This window comes from Rothia sp. HMSC062F03 (assembly GCF_001836905.1).
GTDB classification, from domain to species: Bacteria; Actinomycetota; Actinomycetes; order Actinomycetales; family Micrococcaceae; genus Rothia; species Rothia mucilaginosa_A.
Genome location: NZ_KV830882.1, coordinates 130,578 through 151,595, shown reverse-complemented (window position 1 = coordinate 151,595; position 21,018 = coordinate 130,578). Strand labels below are relative to the sequence as shown.

The following is a 21,018-nucleotide window of genomic DNA, read 5'->3' as shown; positions in this document are numbered from 1 at the left end:
AATATTCGCCGCCCTGCGAAACGAAGAAAGCGAAATACCCGCGCAGGGTGGAGCCGCTCTAGAATAAAAAAGCTGTTCACACGAGCGGCGGGAAGAGCGGGAATACCTCCCGTTCGACTCGTCCCACTCACTCAGCTCGTACCGTACACACCATGATTCAGGAGAAGCCTTGAGCCCCACCCGCGCGACACAGAAGAGCCCCGCCGCACCGCTGTACCCCCTCCTGAAGCTGCTCAACCGGCAGGAACGCTGGGCTGCCATCCGCGCCGCGGCCGCCGTACCCGCCGCCGAGCGTAGCGCCCGCACCCTCATCGGGGCCGTCGCCGGAACCCACGCGGCCCTGCTGGCCGACCTCTCCACCGCGGTGCGCGAAGGCACCCCGGAGGCGCTCAGCCTCGTCATCGCCCCCACCGACCGCCAGGCCGAAGACCTGGCCCACGCCCTGCGCTCCTACCTGCCCGCAGAAGACATTGCCATGATGCCGGCCTGGGAAACCCTGCCGCACGAGCGCCTCTCGCCCCGATCCGACACCATCGGCCGCCGCCTGCAGGTGCTACGAGCCATCACCGGGCCCGCCGCGAGCCGCCCCCGCATCGTGGTCGCCCCCGTGCGCGCCGTCATCCAGCCCATCGTCTCCGGCATCGAAAAGCTCGAACCCGTGCACCTGGTCCGCGGCGAGGAATACCCCTTCAAGGACGTGGTGCGCGGCCTGAACGACGCCGCCTACTCCCGCGTGGATCTGGTCGCCAAGCGCGGCGAGTACGCGGTGCGCGGCGGCATCATCGACGTCTTCCCGCCCACCGCCACCACCCCCGTGCGCCTCGAATTCTTTGGCGATGAGCTCGACGAGATGCGCCACTTCTCCGTGGCCGACCAGCGCACCCTCAGCGGGGGAGAGGAGCTCACCGAACTCACCCTGCTGCCCTGCCGCGAGCTACTCATCACCCCCGAGGTTATGAGCCGCGCCGCGCGCCTGAAGGCCGACTACCCGGCCGCCGCATCCATGCTCGAAAAGATTGCCGGCGGCATCTACGTTGAGGGCATGGAATCGCTCACGCCCCTGCTCGTCGACTCCATGACCACCCTCACCGCGCTACTACCCGCCGGATCCCTGGTGGTCAGCGTCGAACCCGAGCGAGTGCGCGCCCGCGCCGAAGACCTCGTCGCCACCAACGAGGAATTCCTCGCCGCCGCCTGGGACACCGCCGCCGAGGCTGACGCGGTCTCTCCCATCGACCTGGGCCAGCTGCGCCTGAGCGACAGCGGATTCCGCACCATCGACAGCACCCGCGCCGAGGCCCTCGCCGCCCACCTGAGCTGGTGGGACATCACCGAGCTCACCACCGACGACAGCCTGCTCGAAGACGCCGCCGAGGCCATCGAATCCGTCGAAAACCTGCAGAACGGGGCCCTGGCCGACGCCATCGAGGAGGGCATCGACACCTACACCCTAACCGCCCGGCCCGCCACCGCATTCAACGGCTCCGTGCGCCGGATGCTCGAAAGCCTCGGCGATCTCATCCAGCAGCAGTGGACCGTCCTCGCCCTCACCAACGGCCGCGGCTCGACCGACCGGCTCATCGCTCTGCTCCATTCCGGGGAGGAGGGGGCCGCCTCCGTGCCCGCCGCACGCCGAGTAAGCCTCGAGGAGGACCCCGCCGGGGACCTCGAGCACGGCATCGTCGAGGTGTGCGAGGCACCCGCATCCGCGGGCTTCCTGTTCGAGGACGCCAAGCTCGCCGTCTTCACCGAGGCCGAACTGCTCGGCCGCCGCGGCACCTACGCGCCGCGCTCCGCATCGGGCCAGAAGTTTAAGACGCGCCGCCGCCGCAACGCCGTCGACCCGCTCGCCCTGAACCCCGGCGACTACGTGGTGCACGAGCGCCACGGCATCGGCCGCTTCGTCGAGATGACCTCCCGCCCCGTGGCCGGCGCCGCACCCGTCAACGGGGTGCAGCCCATGAAGGAATACCTGGTCATCGAGTACGCCCCCTCCAAGCGCGGCGGCGCACCCGACCGACTCTTCGTGCCCTCGGACCAGCTGGACCTCATCTCCAACTACGTGGGCGGCGAGAACCCCTCCCTGTCGAAGATGGGCGGCAGCGACTGGGCCAAGACTAAGTCCCGCGCTCGCAAGGCCGTCAAGGAAATCGCCGCCGACCTGGTGAAACTCTACTCGGCGCGCCAGGCCTCGCGAGGCCACGCCTTCGCGCCCGACACCCCCTGGCAGCGCGAACTCGAAGAGTCCTTCCCCTACAACGAGACCCCCGACCAGCTCACCGCCATCCACGAGGTGAAGGAGGACATGGAGAAGGAAATCCCCATGGACCGCCTCATCTCGGGCGACGTGGGCTTCGGCAAAACCGAGGTTGCCGTGCGCGCCGCGTTCAAGGCGGTGCAGGACGGCAAACAGGTCGCCGTGCTCGTGCCCACGACCCTGCTCGCCCAGCAGCACTACGAAACCTTCACCGAGCGCTTCTCGGGATTCCCCGTGAAGATTCGTGTGCTCTCCCGCTTCCAGAAGGCGAAAGAAACCCGCCAGATTACCGAGGAAATCGCCTCCGGCGCGGTGGACGTGGTCATCGGTACGCACCGCATTCTCTCCGAGAGCATCGTTTTCAAGGATTTGGGCCTGGTCATCATTGACGAGGAGCAGCGCTTCGGCGTGGAGCACAAGGAAAAGCTCAAGCAGATGCGCACCAACGTGGACGTGCTGGCCATGAGCGCAACCCCGATCCCGCGCACCCTCGAAATGTCGCTGACCGGTATTCGCGAAACCTCGACGCTGGCCACCGCCCCCGAGGAGCGCCACCCCGTGCTCACCTTCGTCGGCCCGCGCACCGACAGCCAGATTACCGCCGCGATTCGCCGCGAGCTCATGCGCGAGGGCCAGGTGTTCTTCGTGCACAACCGCGTGGCCGATATCGACAACGTGGCCGCCGAAATCGGCAAGCTCGTGCCGGAGGCGCGCATCGCCACCGCGCACGGACGCATGAGTGAGTCGCGCCTGGAGCAGATTATCGTGGACTTCTGGGAACGCCGCTTCGACGTGCTGGTGTGCACGACCATCGTGGAGACCGGCCTGGACATCTCGAACGCGAACACGCTCATCGTGGACAACGCCCAGAACTACGGCCTGAGCCAGCTGCACCAGCTGCGCGGCCGCGTGGGTCGTGGCCGCGAGCGCGCCTACGCGTACTTCCTGTACCCGGTGGACAAGACTCTCGGCGAGATTGCCCACGAGCGTCTGAAGGCCGTGGCGACCCACAACGAGCTCGGCGCGGGCCTGCAGCTGGCCATGAAGGACCTGGAGATTCGCGGTGCCGGCAACCTGCTCGGCGGCGAGCAGTCCGGTCACATCGCGGGTGTGGGCTTTGACCTGTACCTGCGCCTGGTTGGTGAGGCCGTGGCGAACTACCGCGGCGAGAAGGAGGAGCGCGAGGTCGAGACGAAGATCGACCTGCCCGTCAACGCGCATATCCCGCACACCTACATTGACTCGGAGCGCCTGCGTCTGCAGGCCTACCGCCAGATCGCAGCCGCCGATACCGAAGAGAAGATTGCGGAGGCCCGCGAGGAGCTGGCCGACCGTTACGGTGAGCTGCCCGAGGCCGTGGAGAACCTGCTGGCCGTGGCCACGCTCAGGATGCACGCCCGCGCCGCCGGTATTCACGAGATGGTGGTGCTGGGGCCGAAGGTGCGCGTGGTGAGCGCCCAGCCCCTGCCGGAGTCACGCCAGATGCGCCTGAAGCGCGTATACCCCGGCTCCACGCACGCCCAGCCGAAGGGCATGGACACCTGGCTGACCCTGGTCCCCCGCCCGAAGACCATGCCGGTTGGCGGCAAGGAGCTGGTGGACCGCCCCATGCTGGAGTGGGCCGAGAAGTTCATCAACTCGATTTACGCGGAGAAGCCGCAGGCCCTCAAGGAGTAACGGGACTGAGGAATAGCGAGGTAGGGAAGCAGCGGGCCGGGGGAGCACCCGGCCCGCACGACCCGCGCCCTCGGGGGAAGCACGCCGTGGATGAAGCTTGCCGTGCGGGGTGTCATAATATGGCACATCTGCACGGCGAGTGCGTTTGCCCCGCACGGGCGGCATAGCTCACAATTAAGGCATGACTTCAACGGTGAACTACGCATCCCAGCGCATTGTAATTATTGGCGGTGGACCCGGCGGCTACGAGGCCGCGATGGTGGCCGCATCCTCGCAGGCAGACGTGACGCTTATCGAGCGCAAGGCCATCGGCGGCTCGGCCGTGCTAACGGACGTCGTGCCCTCCAAGACGCTTATCGCCACGGCGGATATGATGACCCGCTTTTCCGAAGCCGGAAGCCTGGGCATTGAGAATACCAAGGGTAAGGCCCCGCAGCTTCGGGTAGACATGGACCGCGTGAACCGCCGAGTGCGCGACCTGGCCCAGCAGCAGTCTGCAGACATCAAGCGCGCCCTGGCCTCGGCGGGCGTGAAGATTATTCACGGCACCGGCAAGCTCCTGGACCGCCACACGGTGCAGGTGACCGACGAGGCCGGCCTCGTCTACCCGCTACACGCCGACTTCGTGCTGCTTTCGGTGGGCACGCATCCGCGCGAGATGCCCACGGGCATGCCCGACGGCGAGCGCATCCTGACCTGGACCCAGCTGTACAACCTCAGCGAGGTGCCCGAGGAGCTCATCGTGATCGGTTCGGGCGTGACCGGCGCCGAGTTCGCCTCGGCCTATAACGGTCTGGGCTCGAAGGTGACCCTGGTATCCTCCCGCGACCGTGTGCTTCCCGGCGAGGACGAGGACGCCGCCCGCGTGCTGGAAGACGTCTTCGAGCGTCGTGGTGTGCGAGTTATGCCCCGCTCCCGCGCCTCCGCAGTGGAGCGCACCGAGGACGGCTCCGGCGTGATCGTGACCCTCTCGGACGGCCGCAAGGTCTCGGGTACGCACTGCCTCGTGGCTATCGGTTCGATTCCCAACACCGAAGATTTGGGCCTGGACGCGGCGGGCGTGGAGCACGCCCCGAGCGGCCACATTACGGTGGACGGCGTGTCCCGAACGAGCGTGAACAATATCTACGCGGCAGGCGACTGCACGGGCGTGTACCCGCTGGCCTCCGTGGCCGCCATGCAGGGCCGCATCGCGATGGCGCATATCCTGGGTGACGCCGTGCGTCCCCTGCGCACCGACAAGGTTGCGGCGAACATCTTCACCTCGCCCGAAATCGCGACCGTCGGCATCAGCGAGAACGACCTGCACGAGGGCTCCTACCGCGGCGAGGCCGTGACCCTGCAGCTGAGCACCAACCCCCGCGCCAAGATGATGGCGATGCGTGACGGCTTCGTGAAGGTTTTCGCCCGCCGCCACTCGGGTACCGTCATCGGCGGCGTGGTCGTGGGCCAGCGCGCCTCCGAGCTGATTTACCCGATCGCCCTGGCCGTGGAGAAGAAGCTCACGGTGGACGATCTGGCCGAGACCTTCACGGTGTACCCCTCGCTGTCCGGCTCGATTGCCGAGGCGGCGCGCAAGCTGCACACCCGCGGTAAGTTCTAGCCGCATCCGGGAACAGACACAAAAGCGGTGGGGGCCGCCTTCCATATCTCATGGAAGGCGGCCCCCACCGCTTGTTGCTTTCGGCTACCTTGTAGAACTTTACTTCTTGGAGCCGACGGTGTTCATGTCCACGTCACGGGTTTCGTGAGTGAGCAGGATGAAGACGACGCTCAGAATCGAGGCGAAGGCCAGGTAGCCACCCACGGCGGCCACACCGAAGGAGGAGTTCAGCCAAACCGCCACGAACGGGGTCAGGGCCGCACCGAGGATGGAAGCCACATTGTAGGCGATACCGCTGGCGGTGTAGCGCACGTTGGTGGGGTACAGCTCCGGCAGGTAGGCCGACATAGAACCGAAGGACAGACCCATCAGGCACATACCGATGAAGATGAAGACGGTCACGGCGACGGTGTCCACGTTCGCACCGGTACCGACGACGGCGGGGGAGATGAGCGGGCCGAAGCACAGGCCGAAGGCAGCCATGGCGATGGTGGTCCACAGCTGCTGGGTGCGGCGGCCGTACTTATCCGCCAGCCAACCCGAGATCGGGATGAAGATGGCGAAGCCGATAATGGAGATCAGCTGAATGATGAGGAACTCGTGGTACGGAATGGCCAGGCCACCCTTCTCTGCCTTGGCGATACCGTAGGAGAGAACCCACGCGGTCATCAGGTAGAACAGCACGTAGCAGGCAACCATGATGAAGGTACCCTGAATCATGGGCCACCAGGCAACCTTGAACGCCTCGACGAGCGGGGTCTTAACCTTCTCGTTGTTAGCGGCAGCCTTGGCGAAGACGGGGGTCTCCTCCAAGCGGAAACGCACGTAGAGGCCGACGGCGACCATCACGATGGAGAGCAGGAACGGGATACGCCAACCCCAGACGAGGAAGGGGTGCTCGAGGTTCTTCGCGTCGGTGGTGGAGTTAAAAGCGATGAAGCTGGTCAGAATCAGCATGAAGCCGTTGGCGAGAACGAAGCCGATGGGGGCACCCAGCTGGGGCCACATGGCGGCGCGGGCGCGCTTGCCGTCCTTCGCGTACTCGCTGGCGAGCAGTGCCGCGCCGGACCATTCGCCGCCCAGGCCCAGGCCCTGGCAGAAGCGCATGATGGTCAGCATGGTCGGTGCCCAGAGACCAATCTGGTGGTAGGTGGGCAGCAGGCCGATGATGAAGGTCGCTATACCCATGGTGAGCAGCGCACCGACGAGGGTTGCCTTACGACCAATCTTGTCGCCGAAGTGGCCAAAAATAATGGAACCGAGGGGACGCGCGACGAAGGCGACACCGAAGGTTGCGAAGGAGGCCAGCAGCTCGGTCGTGGCGTCCTTCGCGGGGAAGAACAGCACGGGGAAGACGGCCACGGCGGCGGTGGCGTAGATATAGAAATCGTAGAACTCAATGGTGGTACCAATGAGCGATGCGAGAATCACGCGGCTGCGAGGCGTCGTATTCTCGACCGGCGCGGCGGAGGCCCTGGTGCCGGATACGGTGGTGCTCATGAGAGATGCTCCCGAGGATGGACTGACTGTGCGTACAAAAGGGAACCGGTGGCGTCGGTGACGCAGCTCTCGGCGTGCTAGGCGGCGGGGATAGTGCCGCGGCGTGTGGCCGGAGGAATTGAACCGGGTGTGCGGGTTCGGAACGAAAGGTTCCCCTAAAATGCATTATTATAAACCGTTCAGAAAAGTTAGCGCAGGCCCCGTCACTATCTGGACGGCGGCCCTCCGAACGGTAATTTTTAGGGGCGGCGCATCCCCGGATAATCCTCGGTGGAGGAACGGGGGCCGCCGCACCGCGCGCGTGATGAGCCAATACGCAAGCATCCCCGCCGCGAGAGGAACTCGCTACGGGGATGCTTCGCAAACGCTACTTGATGGTCGCTACTTGATGGTCGCCAGGACCGCACCGGAGGTGACGGTGTCGCCCGGCTTAGCCGACAGACCCGAAACCTTACCGGCCTTGTGCGCGGTAATGGGCTGCTCCATCTTCATGGCCTCCAGGACCAGAACGAGGTCACCCTCGGCCACGGTATCTCCGTCGGAGACGGCCACCTTCACGATGGTGCCCTGCATGGGGCTGGTCAGCTCGTCGCCGCCGGCCTTCGCCGATGTGCGGGAGGAGCGGGACTTGCGGCTCTTCGAAGCCGGCTTGGCGGCGGGCTTGGCGGCGCCACCCATCTCGGGCAGGGACACCTCCATGCGCTTGCCGTTGACCTCAACCACCACGGTGGTGCGCTCATCCTCATCGGAATCCACGCTACCGGGGGCGCCATCGTACATGGGAATCGTGTTGTTGAACTCGGTCTCAATCCAGCGGGTGTGCACCTTGAAGTCTTCACCCTCGGCCGGCACGAACGCCGGGTCCTCCAGAACTACGCGGTGGAACGGGACGACGGTGGGCATACCCTCGATGCTCAGCTCGGACAGGGCACGGCGGGCACGCTGCAGGGCCTGCTCGCGATCCGCGCCGGTCACAATCAGCTTGGCCAGCATGGAGTCGAAGTTGCCACCGATGACGTCGCCGGCCACGAAACCGGAATCCCATCGCACGCCGGGGCCGGTGGGGACGTTCAGCTTCTCGATGGTGCCGGGGGCCGGCATGAAGGAACGGCCCGGGTCCTCGCCGTTGATGCGGAACTCGAAGGAGTGGCCGCGCAGCACGGGGTCCTTCTCCTCAATCTTCTCGCCGCGGGCGATGCGGAACTGCTCGCGCACCAGGTCGAGACCCGAAATTTCCTCGGAGACGGGGTGCTCCACCTGCAGGCGGGTGTTGACCTCGAGAAAGGAGATGGTGCCGTCAGTGCCGACCAGGAACTCGCAGGTACCTGCGCCCTGGTAGCCGGCCTCGCGCAGAATCGCGCGGGAGGCCTCGTAGAGGCGTTTGGTCTGCTCCTCGCTCAGGTAGGGGGCGGGTGCCTCCTCGACGAGCTTCTGGTTGCGGCGCTGCAGGGAGCAGTCGCGGGTGGAGACCACCACGACGTTGCCGTGCGCATCGGCCAGGCACTGGGTCTCAACGTGACGCGGGGAATCCAGGAAGCGCTCGATGAAGCACTCGCCGCGACCGAACGCCGCGGTTGCCTCGCGTACGGCGGACTCGTACATCTCGACGATGCTCTCGCGGTCGCGGGCCACCTTGATGCCGCGGCCACCGCCACCGAAGGCGGCCTTCACGGCAATCGGCAGGCCGTGCTCGTCGGCGAAGGCAACAACCTCGTCGGCGGACTTGACCGGATCCTTGGTACCCGGAACCAGGGGAGCGCCCACCTTCTGGGCGATGTGGCGGGCGGCCACCTTATCGCCCAGCCGGGTAATGGACTGGGGGGAGGGACCGATCCAGGTCAGGCCGGCGTCGATGCACTTCTGCGCGAACTGCGCGTTTTCGGAGAGGAAGCCGTAGCCGGGGTGCACGGCGTCAGCACCGGAACGGACGGCCACCTCGATGAGCTTATCCATCACCAGGTAGGACTGCGCCGCGGTGGAACCGCCCAGGGCGTACGCCTCATCGGCCAGCTTCACGTGCAGGGAGTCGCGGTCGGGATCAGCGTAGACGGCGACGGTCTGCAGGCCCTCGTCGCGGGCCGCGCGAATCACGCGGACGGCGATTTCGCCGCGGTTGGCAATGAGAATCTTGCTGACCGGGCCGGTGTGTCGGCCGGGGACCGCGGTAAATTTTTTGGCGGCTTCTGCCTGGTTCTGAGTCACTTAAAGCTCTCCTTTATCTCCTGCCGAAAGCATATCGAGAAACGGCAAGAATGGCGAATGTATCGCGCATCGTACTGTTCCATGATATCGATTAGTGTTCAAATACGTGTGTTGGAGGTGCGGGGCGCGGTCCGGCGTGCGCGTCCGCGCGGGTGTTTTGTCCTCGGGACTGGTCCGCTGGGTTAGTCCTCGGGCGGTAGCCACAGGTCCGTGACGGCCACGTCGCGGCGGCGCAGCAGCTCGCGCAGGGCGTGGATGGACAGACCAACCACCGTGTGGAACTCGCCCTCGATACCGCGGATAAACGCCGAACCGTAGCCGTCCAGGGTGAAGGAGCCCGCCACCCACAGCGGCTCGCCCGTGGCGATGTACGCTTCGACCTCGGCGGGGCTCAGCTCATCGAAGTGCACGACGGCGCTACGCAGCTCGGCAACGGCGGGCGCCTCCGCATGCTTCTCGGGGTCGAACTCCCGCAGATCCACGAGCGCGTGACCCGTGTGGAGCGTGCCGTGGTGCCCGCTCATGGCGGTGATGCGTTCGCGGGCGTTCTCTGCGGTGTGCGGCTTGCCGTAGGCCCGACCCTCGAACTCGAAGACGGAATCGCAGCCCAGCACCAGGGCATCGCGCACGCCCTCGGCGGCCAGCTGAGCGGCAACCGCGCGGGCCTTGAGACTCGCCAGGAGGGAAGCGGTCTCGGCCGGGCTGAGCCCCTCGCGTCCTTCGGCTCGTGCCCGCTCGTTGGCGGCGGCGAGCGCGGCGTCCTCATCAACCGAGGAGATGCGCACCGTAAAGGCGATGCGGGAATCCTCCAGGAGCTTGCGGCGCGCGGGGGATGCAGAGGCGAGCACCAATCGTGCCGGCGCAGCCTCGGCGGAAGAGACGGGGGAGGGGTCTACTGCAGTCATGCTCTCTATTTTAAGGCCGGGAGCGGGAAGTTTACCCTCACGTGCACCTTGAAGCTCGCCGCGCTCGCGATGGGCGTACAGGTAGCGCGCGAACGGACCGCGATAGGCCGAGTACAGGCCGCGGGCTAGGTTTGCAATTATGGGCTTGCTGTCTAGGCCTGCGATTCGTGCGGCACCCCCGGCGGGTACGCAAACGGCGTATCCCAATCCCCGCAACCGCGGGGAGCGAGATACGCCGTAAACATGACGCCGTAAACATGGTGACGGTCGCTTAGCGTGCCGGCGGCCTCAAAACCGTCCGCGCGGAGCTGCGGGAGCACCCGACTTGGCCGACCTAGCGGGCCTAGCGAGTCTCGGCCACCTGCAGGCGCTTCGGCTCGTCGGCCACCTGCTCCTCGTACAGCGCCTCCGGCACGAAGCCACCCTCGGAGCGGGGAGCGTTGTAGAGGGTCTCGTCCAGGATTCCCTCGCGGCGCGCCACCACCGCCGGAACCAGAGCCTGACCGGCGACGTTCAGGGCGGTACGGCCCATGTCGATGATCGGGTCGATAGCCATGAGCAGCCCCACACCGTCCAGGGGCAGACCCAGGGTCGACAGGGTCAGGGTCAGCATCACAATCGCGCCGGTGGTGCCCGCGGTTGCGGCGGATCCCAGCACCGAGACCAGCACAATCAGCAGGTACTGGGTGAAGTCCAGGTGGATGCCGTAGAACTGAGCCACGAAGATGGCGGCCAGGGCCGGGTAGACCGAGGCGCATCCGTCCATCTTGGTGGTCGCACCCAGCGGCACCGCGAAGGAGGCGTAGGCGCGGGGCACGCCCAGGTTACGCTCCGCCACGGTCTGGGTGACGGGCATGGTACCCATCGAGGAGCGCGAGACGAAGCCCATCTGAACCGCGGGCCACACGCCGGAGAAGTACTGTCGCACCGACAGGCCGTTGGCGCGAGCAATTAGCGGGTAGACCACGAGGAACACCAGAAGCAGACCCACGTACAGCGCAATGATGAACTTGGCCAGCGAGCCCATCGAGCCCCAGCCGTAGGCGAAGACGGCCTTCGCAATCAGGCCCACGGTGCCCAGCGGGGCCAGGCGAATAATCCACCACAGAATCTTCTGGATGATGGCCAGGGCGCTCTTCACCACGTCGATGAAGGGCTTGGCGGCTTCGCCCACCTTCAGGGCGGCGATGCCGACCGCACCAGAAATCACGAGAATCTGCAGCACGTTAAAGGAAGCGGAGGCGGTGATGCCGGAGTCGCCGGCCTTAGCGCTCACGCCCAGGCCCAGGAAGTTCACCGGAATCAGGCCGGTCAGGAACGCGGTCCACGAACCGGTGGAACCGGTGTAGGGTTTACCCTGCACCTGCGCACCCACGCCGGGCTGCACCACCAGGCCGAGGATGATGCCGATGGACACCGCGAAGAACGCGGTGATGGCGAACCAAATGAGGGTGTTGACCGCCAGACGGGCCGCGTTGGTCACCTGCGCGAGGTTAGAGATGGAGGCGACGACTGCGGTAAAGACCAGCGGAATCACGGCGGCCTTCAGCAGGGTCACGTAGGAGGAACCGATGGTATCCAGCGTGGTCATGAGCCAGTTGGGGTTGCTCTTGGCGTCGCCGCCGAGGGCGAGTGCAAGCGCTCCCAGCAGCACGCCGAGGATGAGCGAAGCAATAATCTGGTTACCGAATGAGGTAGCCCACGCCGGCAGGCGGCGGGACGACGATGATGCATGAGATGTGGACATGAGGGATACTTTGCCCCCGAGGTGCGGCGGGAGGCAAATTCTTATGAAGAAGTGTTTCATTCGAGCCCCACAAGGGCCGTTCGTGACGAAGCGTGACTTGATGCGGATTTCTGTATGGCGGTTTTCTACGCAGCGGATTGTGGGCCGCCGCAGCGGCGCCGGGCGCGGAACCCCGAGGCGGCTCGGGGCGTGCGGCGGTGCGAGAGTAAGCCACGCGAACGAGGCTGCGAAGCCTTCGGAACGCCGAAAAGCAAACAACAGGCAAACTCGAATGGAACGCGGGCATAACGAGACCGGCACAACGCGTGAAACCTCGTGAGACGGCTCCCCGAACTAAGGTGACTCCCAGACTCCCTTGCTATGCTGGATGTGCGTCCGGGATAGGCCCCGGACCAGCGCCGTTTTCGCTCTTCCGGCCCGTGCAACGGCCCGGTGGTCCCCCTCCGAGGCCGTCCTCGGCAGGTACTCACCGGCCGGCCGCGCATCCGGCGAGAACGCCCCCGCACGACACCTTCAAGGAGAGATGCATGAGTTCTGCACCCCAACGCCCGGGCGGAACCCACCGGGTTGATCAGCCCAAGACCTCGCGAGGCCCCCTTAACTCCATTGCCAATTTCGCGAGCCGCGCCGCCCGCTCCACCTCGCAGAACGCCGTGAATCTGGGCGCCACCCGCCCCGGCGTGACCAAGATGATCGCGGTGGCCGGCGCCGGCGTGCTGCTCATCGGTGGCGGCATCTTCGCCTACAACAGCATGCATCAGGAAGAGAACGCCTTCCTCGCCACCGGCGATGAGTACGCCCGCGTCTGCCAGGACGCCACGACCGGTCAGCGCGTGGACGACTCCGAATGTGAGAAGGCAGGTGCGCAAGAAACGACCGCCAGCCCCTCGGAGTCGGCCAGCTCGGATTCCTCGAACTCCTCGAGCTCTTCGGGTTCCTCGGGCTCTTCCGGTTCTTCCGGTTCTTCGGGCACCTCGAACTCCTCCACCACGACCCACCACAGCGGCTCCAACGCCTTCCTGTGGTACTACCTGGGCCGTCAGAGCGCCGCCAACTCGAACGGAGCGTCGAGCAACTACATTCCGCGCGTGGGCGAGAAGCTCTCGGGCGGCTCCACGACCCGTCCCTCGAACGGCACGGTGTACAGCGGCGTGCCCTCGAGCGGCGGCGGATTCGAGGACTCCTACCGCAGCGCCAAGAAGTCCTCGACGATTTCGTCGGGTAAGGAAACCTCGACCAAGAACACCGGCAAGACCTCCTCGGTGCGCGATAACACGACCGGCACCGTCTCGAACTCCCGCCGCAACGGCAGTAGCGGTAGCAATTCTGGCTCCTCCGGCTCCTCCAACTCCTCTAAGTCGGGCACCAGCTCCAGCAACAAGTCGGGTAGCAAGTCGGGTTCGTCCAGCTCGAACAAGTCGGGTAGCAAGTCCAGCGGCAGCAAGGGCGGCTTCGGCGGCGGCTCCAAGTCCGGCGGCGGCCGCTCCGGCGGCTAAGCCCTCCCGCATCCGCACCCGTACATCACCCCCGCTACCGGCAAGGAAACCACTATGCGCCGTGAAGAATTCCCCCTGGGCCGCCCCGAGTGGGAGAAGGTCATCGTCGAAGAAGGCCTCACCTACAGCGTGGACGGCCCCGACGACCCCGACCACTACTGGAACGAGTACGCAGCCTACATCTTCAGCCCGGAGGAGATGAATTCCGTCCGCGCCCAGGCCGAAGAAATGCACCGCATGTGCCTGAGCGCCGTGGACTACCTGGCCTCCGGAGCCTTTGGTACCCTGGGCCTGCCGCACGGCGCGTTCAACCTGGCCGTCGAGTCCTGGAACCGCCGCGACCCCGACTTCTACGGACGCTTCGACTTCATCTACTCCGGCGTGCCCGGCGAACCCCTCAAGCTGCTGGAGTACAACGCCGACACCCCCACCGGTATTGTGGAGGCGGCCGTCTGCCAGAAGACCTGGGCCAAGGATCAGCGCCTCGACATGCAGGGCTACGCGCACTGGGGCGAAATCGGCGAGGCCTTCGTGGACCGCTGGCGACAGATTTTTGCGCCCGAGCTCACGAGCGGCCAGCGCCCCGTCCTGCACCTGGCCCACGTGCCCGAGGACATCGACGAGAACCGGGAAGACTACAACAACCTGTGGCTCATCGCCTACGCCGCCCAGCAGGCCGGCATCGAAACCATCCTCGTGCCCATCGACGAGATTATCTTTGACGAGCCGACCAAGAGCTGGAAGGACGCCGAGGGCCGGCCCATCAGCAACCTCTTCAAGCTCTACCCCTGGGAGGACCTGGCCACCGACAGCGACTCGGGCTACGACCAGCTGCTCTTCGCCTACCACGGCGCGGTGCAGCGCTGGATCGAGCCCGCCTGGAAGATGTTCCTGTCCAATAAGCTGCTGCTGGCCGCTCTCTGGGATAAGTACCCGGGCCACCCGAACCTGGTACCCACCTACGCCGGGCATCGCGGCGACCTGCGCAACTGGGTTCGCAAGCCCATCTTCGGGCGCGAGGGCGACGGCGTGGAGATTTACGCCCCCGACTACAACGTCTTCGTCAAGCCGGAGGAGGACGACTTCTTCTCCACCGCCCCCGAGAGCGAGTTCGTCTACCAGGAGTACATCCCGGCACCCCGCTACGAGGGCATCATCCAGCCGGTGAGCCACCCCGTTCTGGGTGTGTGGGTCGTCGGCGGACGCTGCGTGGGCGTGGGCATCCGCGAATCCAACGGCGCGCTGACCGACTACTGGTGCCGCTTCGCGCCGCACCTGGTTGACCTGAACGCCCCCGGCTCGCTAGGCTCCGCCACGCAGGATCCCGGCACGGCAAACTTCGGCTACTAGGCACGCACGCCGGGCTCGGCCTAGGCTGAACCGCCGAGCCCGCTAACGCCGAAGGCCCCCACCTCACTAGCTGAGGCGGGGGCCTTCGGCGTTAAGCCAGCCGTTGCGGCGGGACCGTGACGAAAAACCGACGCGGCGCTACGGCCTAGTCGTCGTCATCGTCGTCTTCGGCCTCGAGCGGAAGCATCATCTCGTCGGTGAGCGCACGACGCAGGGTGTCCAGACCCACCGAGCCGAGCATCAGGGCTCGAGTGTGGAACTGGCGCATATCCTCGCCGCGGGCCAGGGCCTGCTCGCGCAGCTGCAGCCACAGGCGCTCACCAATCTTGTAGCTGGGGGCCTGGCCCGGCCAGCCCAGGTAGCGCAGGAACTCGAAGCGCACCTGACCCTCGGAATCGTCCAGGTTCTGCTTCAGGAATTCGTAGCCCAGCTCGGAGGTCCAGATCGTGCCGGGCTCAACGCCGAGGCGCTCGGTCCACTCATCGGGCACCGGCAGCTCGCAGTGAACGCCGATGTCGAAGACCACGCGGGCCGCGCGCATCCGCTGGGCGTTCAGCATGCCCATGCGGTCGCCCGGATCCTTCAGGTAGCCCAGCTCCTCCATGAGTCGCTCGGCGTACAGGGCCCAGCCCTCGCCGTGACCCGAAACCCACAGCATATTGGTACGCCAGGAGTTCATGGTGCCGGCCAACGCCGTGGCGATGGAAATCTGCAGGTGGTGCCCCGGAACGCCCTCGTGGTACACGGTGGAGGTTTCGCGCCAGGTCGTGAACCGGTCCTCGCCCTCGGGCACGGACCACCACATGCGGCCGGGACGCGAGAAGTCGGGGGAGGGGCCGGTGTAGTAGATGCCGCCCTCGTGGGTGGGCGCGATGCAGCACTCGATGCGGCGCATGGGGCCGCCAATCGCGAAGTGCTCGGCGGAGAGGTCCTCCACCGCCGCATCGGCGAGCTTCTGCATCCACGCCTTCAGCTCATCGGTGCCGTTCAGCTGTCGGTTCGGGTCTTCGTCGAGCAGCTGCTTGGCGCGCTCGATGCTGGCGCCGGGTTCAATCTCTTCGGCCACTTCGCGCTGACGGGCGATGATGCTCTCCAGCTCCTTCACGCCCCAGACGTAGGTTTCGTCCAGGTCGACGGTGGTGCCCAGGAAGGAGCGCGAGTGCAGACTGTACGCCTCGCGGCCCACCGCATCGCGGGCGGGTGCGGCGGGCTGCAGAACCGTCACGAGGTAGTCATTGAGGTGGCGGTAGCCGTCCTTGGCGCGCTCGGCACCCTCTGCGGCGGCCTCGGCCAGCTCGGGCTCGGCGGCGGCAACCTCGGCGGCCAGCTCGTCAAAGAAACCGCCGGGCGCGTAGTACGCGGCGGTCTGCTCGATGACGATGTCCACCTGGCGGCGCGGGGAAATTTTGCCGTCCGCACGGGCCGTCTCGAGGCTCAGCACGAGCCCGTCCAGCGCCTCGGGTACGCGGTGCATGCGGCCGATAATGTGCTCCCAGTCCTCGCGGGAGTTGCGCTTCATGAGGTCGAAGACGGAGCGCACCTCCTGCGGAACAGAGGTGATGTTGTTGAGCTGCCAATAGCCGAAGCCCGCCTTGCGCTGGGCACGGTACAGGCTCAAGCGCTCCTGAAGGGCGTCCAAGGTGACCAGGTCGACGTCGTCGATGGGCAGAACGCTGTCAATCTTCTTGAGGGTTTTCTTGGCCAGGCGGTGTAGCGCCTTCTCACCGGCGGGGGAGTAATCGGGGGAGAGGGGTTCGACGCCCTTGCGGCCCAGCTCTGTAGCCAGCACGGGGTTAAGGTCGAGGACCTTTTCGAAGTAATCGTTGGCCAGCTGATCGACGTCGCTCAACTGGCGCTTCACGCGGTAAATGCTCGGAAGTTCCTGGTAGGTGCTCATGTTCATATCCTAACCCAGCAGTGTGCCTTCTGCCACGATATGCCCCTCTTGTGGCGGTATTATTACACATCGCCACGGGGCAGACCGGGTGAGGGCACCGGGAGAGCACGGGGCCCGCGCACACGGATGATTCTCGTGTGCACGGGCCCCTCGACAGCGGCTCGTGCGTCGGCTGCGGACCTCCCGGCCCCGCCCGGCCCCCGCGAGCCGTTAGCTCGTGAAGTACTCGCCCTTCAGCTCGAGCAGGCCGCCGGTTCCTTCGGCCACGCCCAGGCGGTGCGCGATCAGGCGATCCTGAAGCTCATTACCCGAAACCAGATCCACCAGAATCTGCGGGTACTTGGTCGAGCAGCGGATGAACTCGTCGTAGGCCTCATCGCTGAACGCGGTGTTCGTGATGAAGGTGCCGAGCTGACCGCCTCGGGCGTGTACGGCCAGGAAGAATTGGGTGACCTCCCGCGGGGAAACTGTTCCGGAATCCAGACGTAGGGCCCGAATGTAGAACGCGCGTTCTGCATCGCCGCTGGCGGGGGTCGCCACGCCGTCCACGCCCTGAGCATCCAACGGCTCAACGCTGTAGCCGCGCATGAGGAACAGATCGAACCCGATGCGGCGGAACCGCTCGTCGCTCACGCCCGCCAGCGCCGGGACCAGGGCCTCGCGGCGGAAGACCGCGCGGTAGCGCTTGAGAGCCTCACGCACCTGGGATGCGGCGACCTCAAGGGCTGCGGAGGGCTCGACGCTCACGGTCGCGGCGGGTGCCTCGGAAACGGCGGGGGCCGTTGCTTGTGCGGGGGCCGGAACCGAGGCGGGTACCGCGGGGGTCTCCGAGGCCGAGGGGGTAGCGGGCGCGGCGGCACCCGGGCGGGCCAGCATCGCGGGGGATGCGCCCGGCACCGGCTCGGCACGATGCGACTGCTCACGAGCGGCCAGGCGGGCCTGACGCTCGGCGGCGCGCGCCTCCTTGGCTGCCTGCACCGCCTGCTCGCGGGCGGCAAGCTCCTCGGCAATATCCTGCGGCAGCTTGTGCTTGAGCGATTGCGGCGGCAGGGGCGCCATGCGGGCGGTCACCGCCTCCGGGGCGCCCTCGGGGAAGCGCTCCAGCAGCTCGCGACCCGACTCGCTCAGCTCGTAGCGTTCCGGGTTCTTGCGGGAGGTGCGGCCCGTGCCCTCGCGCAGGGCGTTCAAGAGCCGCTCACCCTTGAGCACGTGCATGGCCACCGAGAAGCGGTTGCGCAGGCGCGGGGTCAGCTTGTAGCGGTGCGGCGCGATTTCCCCCTGCAGGTAGGGGATGTTGAGGGAAGCCTTCAGCTCGTCGTACACGTCGTAGTACGAGATGCGCGGGCTCTCGCTCACAATCTTCAGGATCGGGTAGAGCAACTGGTGCGGGTAGGGCAGCGCGTCCACCGCGGCGGGGTCAAGCAGGGCCGCGGTTACCAGACGTTCAACCTTCGGCTCCTGAGCCTGCGCGAGCGCGGGGGCAAAATCCGGTCCCAGCGAGTACACGGTGTCGCGCTCGGAGAGGTAACGGTGCGCGGTCAGCACGTCGTAGAGGTAGTCCTGCGCCTCAATCCGCTGGAAGTAGGGGTTCTCCGCGGCGGCCTTGAGACGTTCGTCCCGCTCAAAGACCTGCTCCAGGCTGGGCAGGCTCAGCTCGACGTCCGCGCCGCCATCGTTGAGCACGCCGAAGAGCAGGGCGCCCATGTGCACCAGCAGCTTCTCGGTCGCGAGAATATCCTCTGCGGTTACGGCGGCGGCATCGTCCTCGGGAACCTCCTTCAGCACCGAGGACAGCTCGGCGGCGGGTACCGCCTGCTCGGGGTAGCGTGCCACGAGTTCCTTCGCCTCGGGCGAGAGCGAGTACAGGGTCACCGGCGAATCGGTGTGCTCGTGGATGGTCTTCGTGCGCAGGTATCCGGCGCGGGTCAGCAGGCTCAGCGCCCGGGCGATGGCGGGCTCGACGATGCGCTGCTCCAGGTAGGACAGGCCGTACCAGCCCTGCACGAAACCGCACTCGCGCAGCACCAGTTCGCGAATCTTAACGGGGGCGGCCGCGGGGTAGGAGGGGGTGACGCTCAGCACGATCGGCAGCAGCTCGCGGACCGTCAGGTGTGAGAGCAGCTCGGGGTAGAAGCGCTGCAGGTAGTACAGGTAGACGCCGGTCTGCAGGGGCAGAATCTTCGCGAGGTCGCGGGCCTGGCTCTCCTTGGGGGCGGCGAGTAGCTCGCGCCCGGCCTCGCTGAGCGCGTAGTTCAGGTTGCCGGGGTGCAGCTGGCTGAGGGAAACCTCCAGGTAGTCGCTGTTGACGAGGGCGGTGATGAGTTTATTGACGGCCTCGCGGAAGAGCACAGTGTCATCGACGGCGATAAAACGCTGAGTCATGGTGAAGCCCAGATCCACGCCGACCGGGGTGTACGTATCGGGGAAGAAAACCTTCTCGCCCCGCTCGGATGCGCGCTCGAAGTGGTGCAGAAGCGAGAAGACGGCCGCGAGGCTGAGGGCGTGAGCCTGCTCGGGCAGCGCCTCCCAGGAAGTCTGTTCCTGCAGCTGTCGCAGGTCGGAGTGGTCGAGGTGAAGCATCGTTTTATTCACAAAAGCCACTGGGGGATTCCTTATCGTGATTTAAATGTATGAATTTATGGTGGTGCGACGCGCCGCGAACGACGCTCGGGCCGAGTAAGGGCGGCCCCCGAGTGAATATGCAGGGCTCATCTCTCTAACCCGGAGCTGTCCTCTGCTCTGAGAACGCGAGGAATATGCGTCGCATAACATTCTTTATTCTAGCCGTACAAGGCGGCGCTCCCCATTTCGGGGTAGGCCGAGAAATACGCGGAAGAAAATATGCGGAAGATAGGTGCCGGAATTAATGACGAGAAATACCTGGAAATCTACCGAGACATCAACGGGCGCCGCGGGGAAATGGGGGCCGAAAGAATTTGCCGCAGCGCATATCGTGGCCGGCAAATATCCGGCGAATATACATACGTATATCGCAGGCTCGTGTCGCAGGCGTAAATCCCCGTGCGAGCGGCCGCGGTAGCTGCGCCACCAGCACGGGGTAGGTTAGGGCTCTATGCCCTTCTCGAAGTACTCTTCGTCAATTGTGTAGCCACATTCGCCCTCGCCCTCGCGCACACCCACGCGATGGCGAATCATGAGCTCCACCAGCTTGTGCTGATCGACCAGCGCAATATTGCGCGCGCCCGGAAGACCCTGCAGGTACTCGGGAACCGGCTGGGCGAACGAACCGCAGGTCACGAGCACCCCCTGCAGACCGTCGTGCAGAAGAACCGCCCCGGCCAGCTTCTGAATCTCATTGGGGGTGACCTTCATGGTTCCGCAATAGTGCTTAACCTGAATGTAAATGGGAGCGAAATCGAGACCGTCGGAATAGCGGGCAATAACGTCGACGCCCTTATCATCCACGCCGCCGGTCACCTCGGTGATAAAGCCGAGGGCCGTGAAAATATCGGCCACAATATGCTCAAAATATTCCGGGGTAACGGCGTAAATATGCTGAATTAAATCCCGCGTAAAATGCTCGGCAAATTCAGCCTGGGCGTGCATAATCGGCGATTCGCTGGCCTTGAGTATCACGTCGAGGGGAGTGCCCTGCGGTGCCCCGTCACCGAAGCCCGCCTCTCCGGGGGTGCCGGCCGCGGCGAGTTGCTCCTGCACGCTTTCAGCCTCTGCCGGGAGGAACGCATCCAGCCCCGAATCCTCGGAGGAATGAGAGAAGAGCGAGCGCCGCGTCTGCGCCTCCTGAAGGAGGGCATTGGCCTGTTTCTTAAGCTTTTTGGCGCTCTTGGCGGTCAGGTTTTGCGCGCACAGCGACTGAACCTGCTTGACCACGCGCGGCGGCACGGTGCCGCGCAGATGCGGGGTGCAGGTGAGCTCCGCACCCAGGGGAGTGAGGAGGTACTTGCGCTTCTCCCACGGGGTAAGCCGGGGCATGAGCTGGGCGTAACGCAACGCCACCAAGATCTTAAGGGTGGTATGCACCGCAGCCGCAAAATCGGTGGATTCGAGGTCCGGAAGATCCTTCCGCGAGCCGAGGGCCTTTGTCTGCTGTCGTAGCTGTTCACAAATATAGGCGGCTGTGCGAGGTGAGGTTTTCGACAGGCGCCGGAGCGTCGGCAGGAGAAGTGTGATGTAGACATCCGGAGGGGGCTTGTGATTTTTAGTCATTTTTTAGACACGTTCCCTGTCGTATATCAACACTATTATGATTGTGCGTATATTGTATCACTAAAGCGCATCATTATGCCCTATCCGGGTGAATTATGACGGAACCGTTCGGTTATCTGTATTTTGCGGTGAATACGGTGCTACTTCGATAAAGAAGCCCGAAAATAAATGATTCCCGCTGTGTCTTTCGACAATC

General features: G+C 65.4%; 11 protein-coding genes. 4 read left to right on the top strand and 7 right to left on the bottom strand.

What is annotated here, in order from left to right; all coding sequences use genetic code 11:
- Positions 1-169: 169 nt before the first annotated feature.
- Positions 170-3,934 (top strand): transcription-repair coupling factor, encoded by a 3,765-nt coding sequence (mfd, locus tag HMPREF2674_RS04925; RefSeq protein WP_070824978.1) that lies wholly within the window; start codon positions 170-172, stop codon positions 3,932-3,934.
- Between the two features lie 181 nt (positions 3,935-4,115).
- Positions 4,116-5,537, top strand: coding sequence for an NAD(P)H-quinone dehydrogenase (locus HMPREF2674_RS04920; protein WP_049343058.1), 1,422 nt, complete (start codon positions 4,116-4,118; stop codon positions 5,535-5,537).
- Positions 5,538-5,636: 99 nt separating this feature from the next.
- Here the strand turns inward: HMPREF2674_RS04920 and HMPREF2674_RS04915 are convergent, their stop codons facing one another.
- The 4 genes from HMPREF2674_RS04915 to HMPREF2674_RS04900 all read right to left on the bottom strand — a co-directional run bounded on the left by HMPREF2674_RS04915 (position 5,637) and on the right by HMPREF2674_RS04900 (position 11,891).
- Positions 5,637-7,037 carry an MFS transporter gene (locus HMPREF2674_RS04915; protein ID WP_070824977.1) on the bottom strand — a complete coding sequence of 467 codons (1,401 nt, stop codon included), beginning with the start codon at positions 7,035-7,037 and terminating at the stop codon, positions 5,637-5,639.
- 381 nt (positions 7,038-7,418) lie between these two features.
- Positions 7,419-9,239: an acetyl/propionyl/methylcrotonyl-CoA carboxylase subunit alpha gene (locus HMPREF2674_RS04910; protein WP_070824976.1), complete on the bottom strand. Its 1,821-nt coding sequence runs from the start codon at positions 9,237-9,239 to the stop codon at positions 7,419-7,421.
- Between the two features lie 182 nt (positions 9,240-9,421).
- A complete protein-coding gene (locus tag HMPREF2674_RS04905; RefSeq protein ID WP_070824975.1) occupies positions 9,422-10,144 on the bottom strand; it encodes a Maf family protein in 723 nt (240 codons plus the stop codon).
- 343 nt (positions 10,145-10,487) lie between these two features.
- The gene (locus HMPREF2674_RS04900; RefSeq protein ID WP_070824974.1) at positions 10,488-11,891 is read right to left on the bottom strand and encodes a dicarboxylate/amino acid:cation symporter; all 1,404 of its coding nucleotides are present in this window, start codon (positions 11,889-11,891) and stop codon (positions 10,488-10,490) included.
- Between the two features lie 527 nt (positions 11,892-12,418).
- On the opposite strand from HMPREF2674_RS04900, the gene HMPREF2674_RS04895 reads away from it, so the two are divergent.
- Both HMPREF2674_RS04895 and HMPREF2674_RS04890 read left to right on the top strand, forming a co-directional pair.
- Positions 12,419-13,387, top strand: a complete 969-nt coding sequence (locus tag HMPREF2674_RS04895) for a hypothetical protein (RefSeq protein WP_141761805.1) — start codon at positions 12,419-12,421, stop codon at positions 13,385-13,387.
- Between the two features lie 54 nt (positions 13,388-13,441).
- Entirely contained in the window at positions 13,442-14,737 is a 1,296-nt protein-coding gene (locus tag HMPREF2674_RS04890) for a glutathionylspermidine synthase family protein (protein WP_070824973.1), read from the top strand.
- Positions 14,738-14,882: 145 nt separating this feature from the next.
- On the opposite strand, the gene HMPREF2674_RS04885 is transcribed toward HMPREF2674_RS04890, so the two are convergent.
- From HMPREF2674_RS04885 to HMPREF2674_RS04875, 3 genes are all read right to left on the bottom strand, one after another.
- Positions 14,883-16,634, bottom strand: coding sequence for a DUF885 domain-containing protein (locus HMPREF2674_RS04885; protein WP_070824972.1), 1,752 nt, complete (start codon positions 16,632-16,634; stop codon positions 14,883-14,885).
- Positions 16,635-16,844: 210 nt separating this feature from the next.
- The gene (locus tag HMPREF2674_RS04880) at positions 16,845-19,235 is read right to left on the bottom strand and encodes a restriction endonuclease (protein WP_070824971.1); all 2,391 of its coding nucleotides are present in this window, start codon (positions 19,233-19,235) and stop codon (positions 16,845-16,847) included.
- A gap of 462 nt (positions 19,236-19,697) precedes the next feature.
- Positions 19,698-20,636 (bottom strand): restriction endonuclease, encoded by a 939-nt coding sequence (locus HMPREF2674_RS04875; protein WP_246826178.1) that lies wholly within the window; start codon positions 20,634-20,636, stop codon positions 19,698-19,700.
- Between the last annotated feature and the right edge of the window lie 382 nt (positions 20,637-21,018).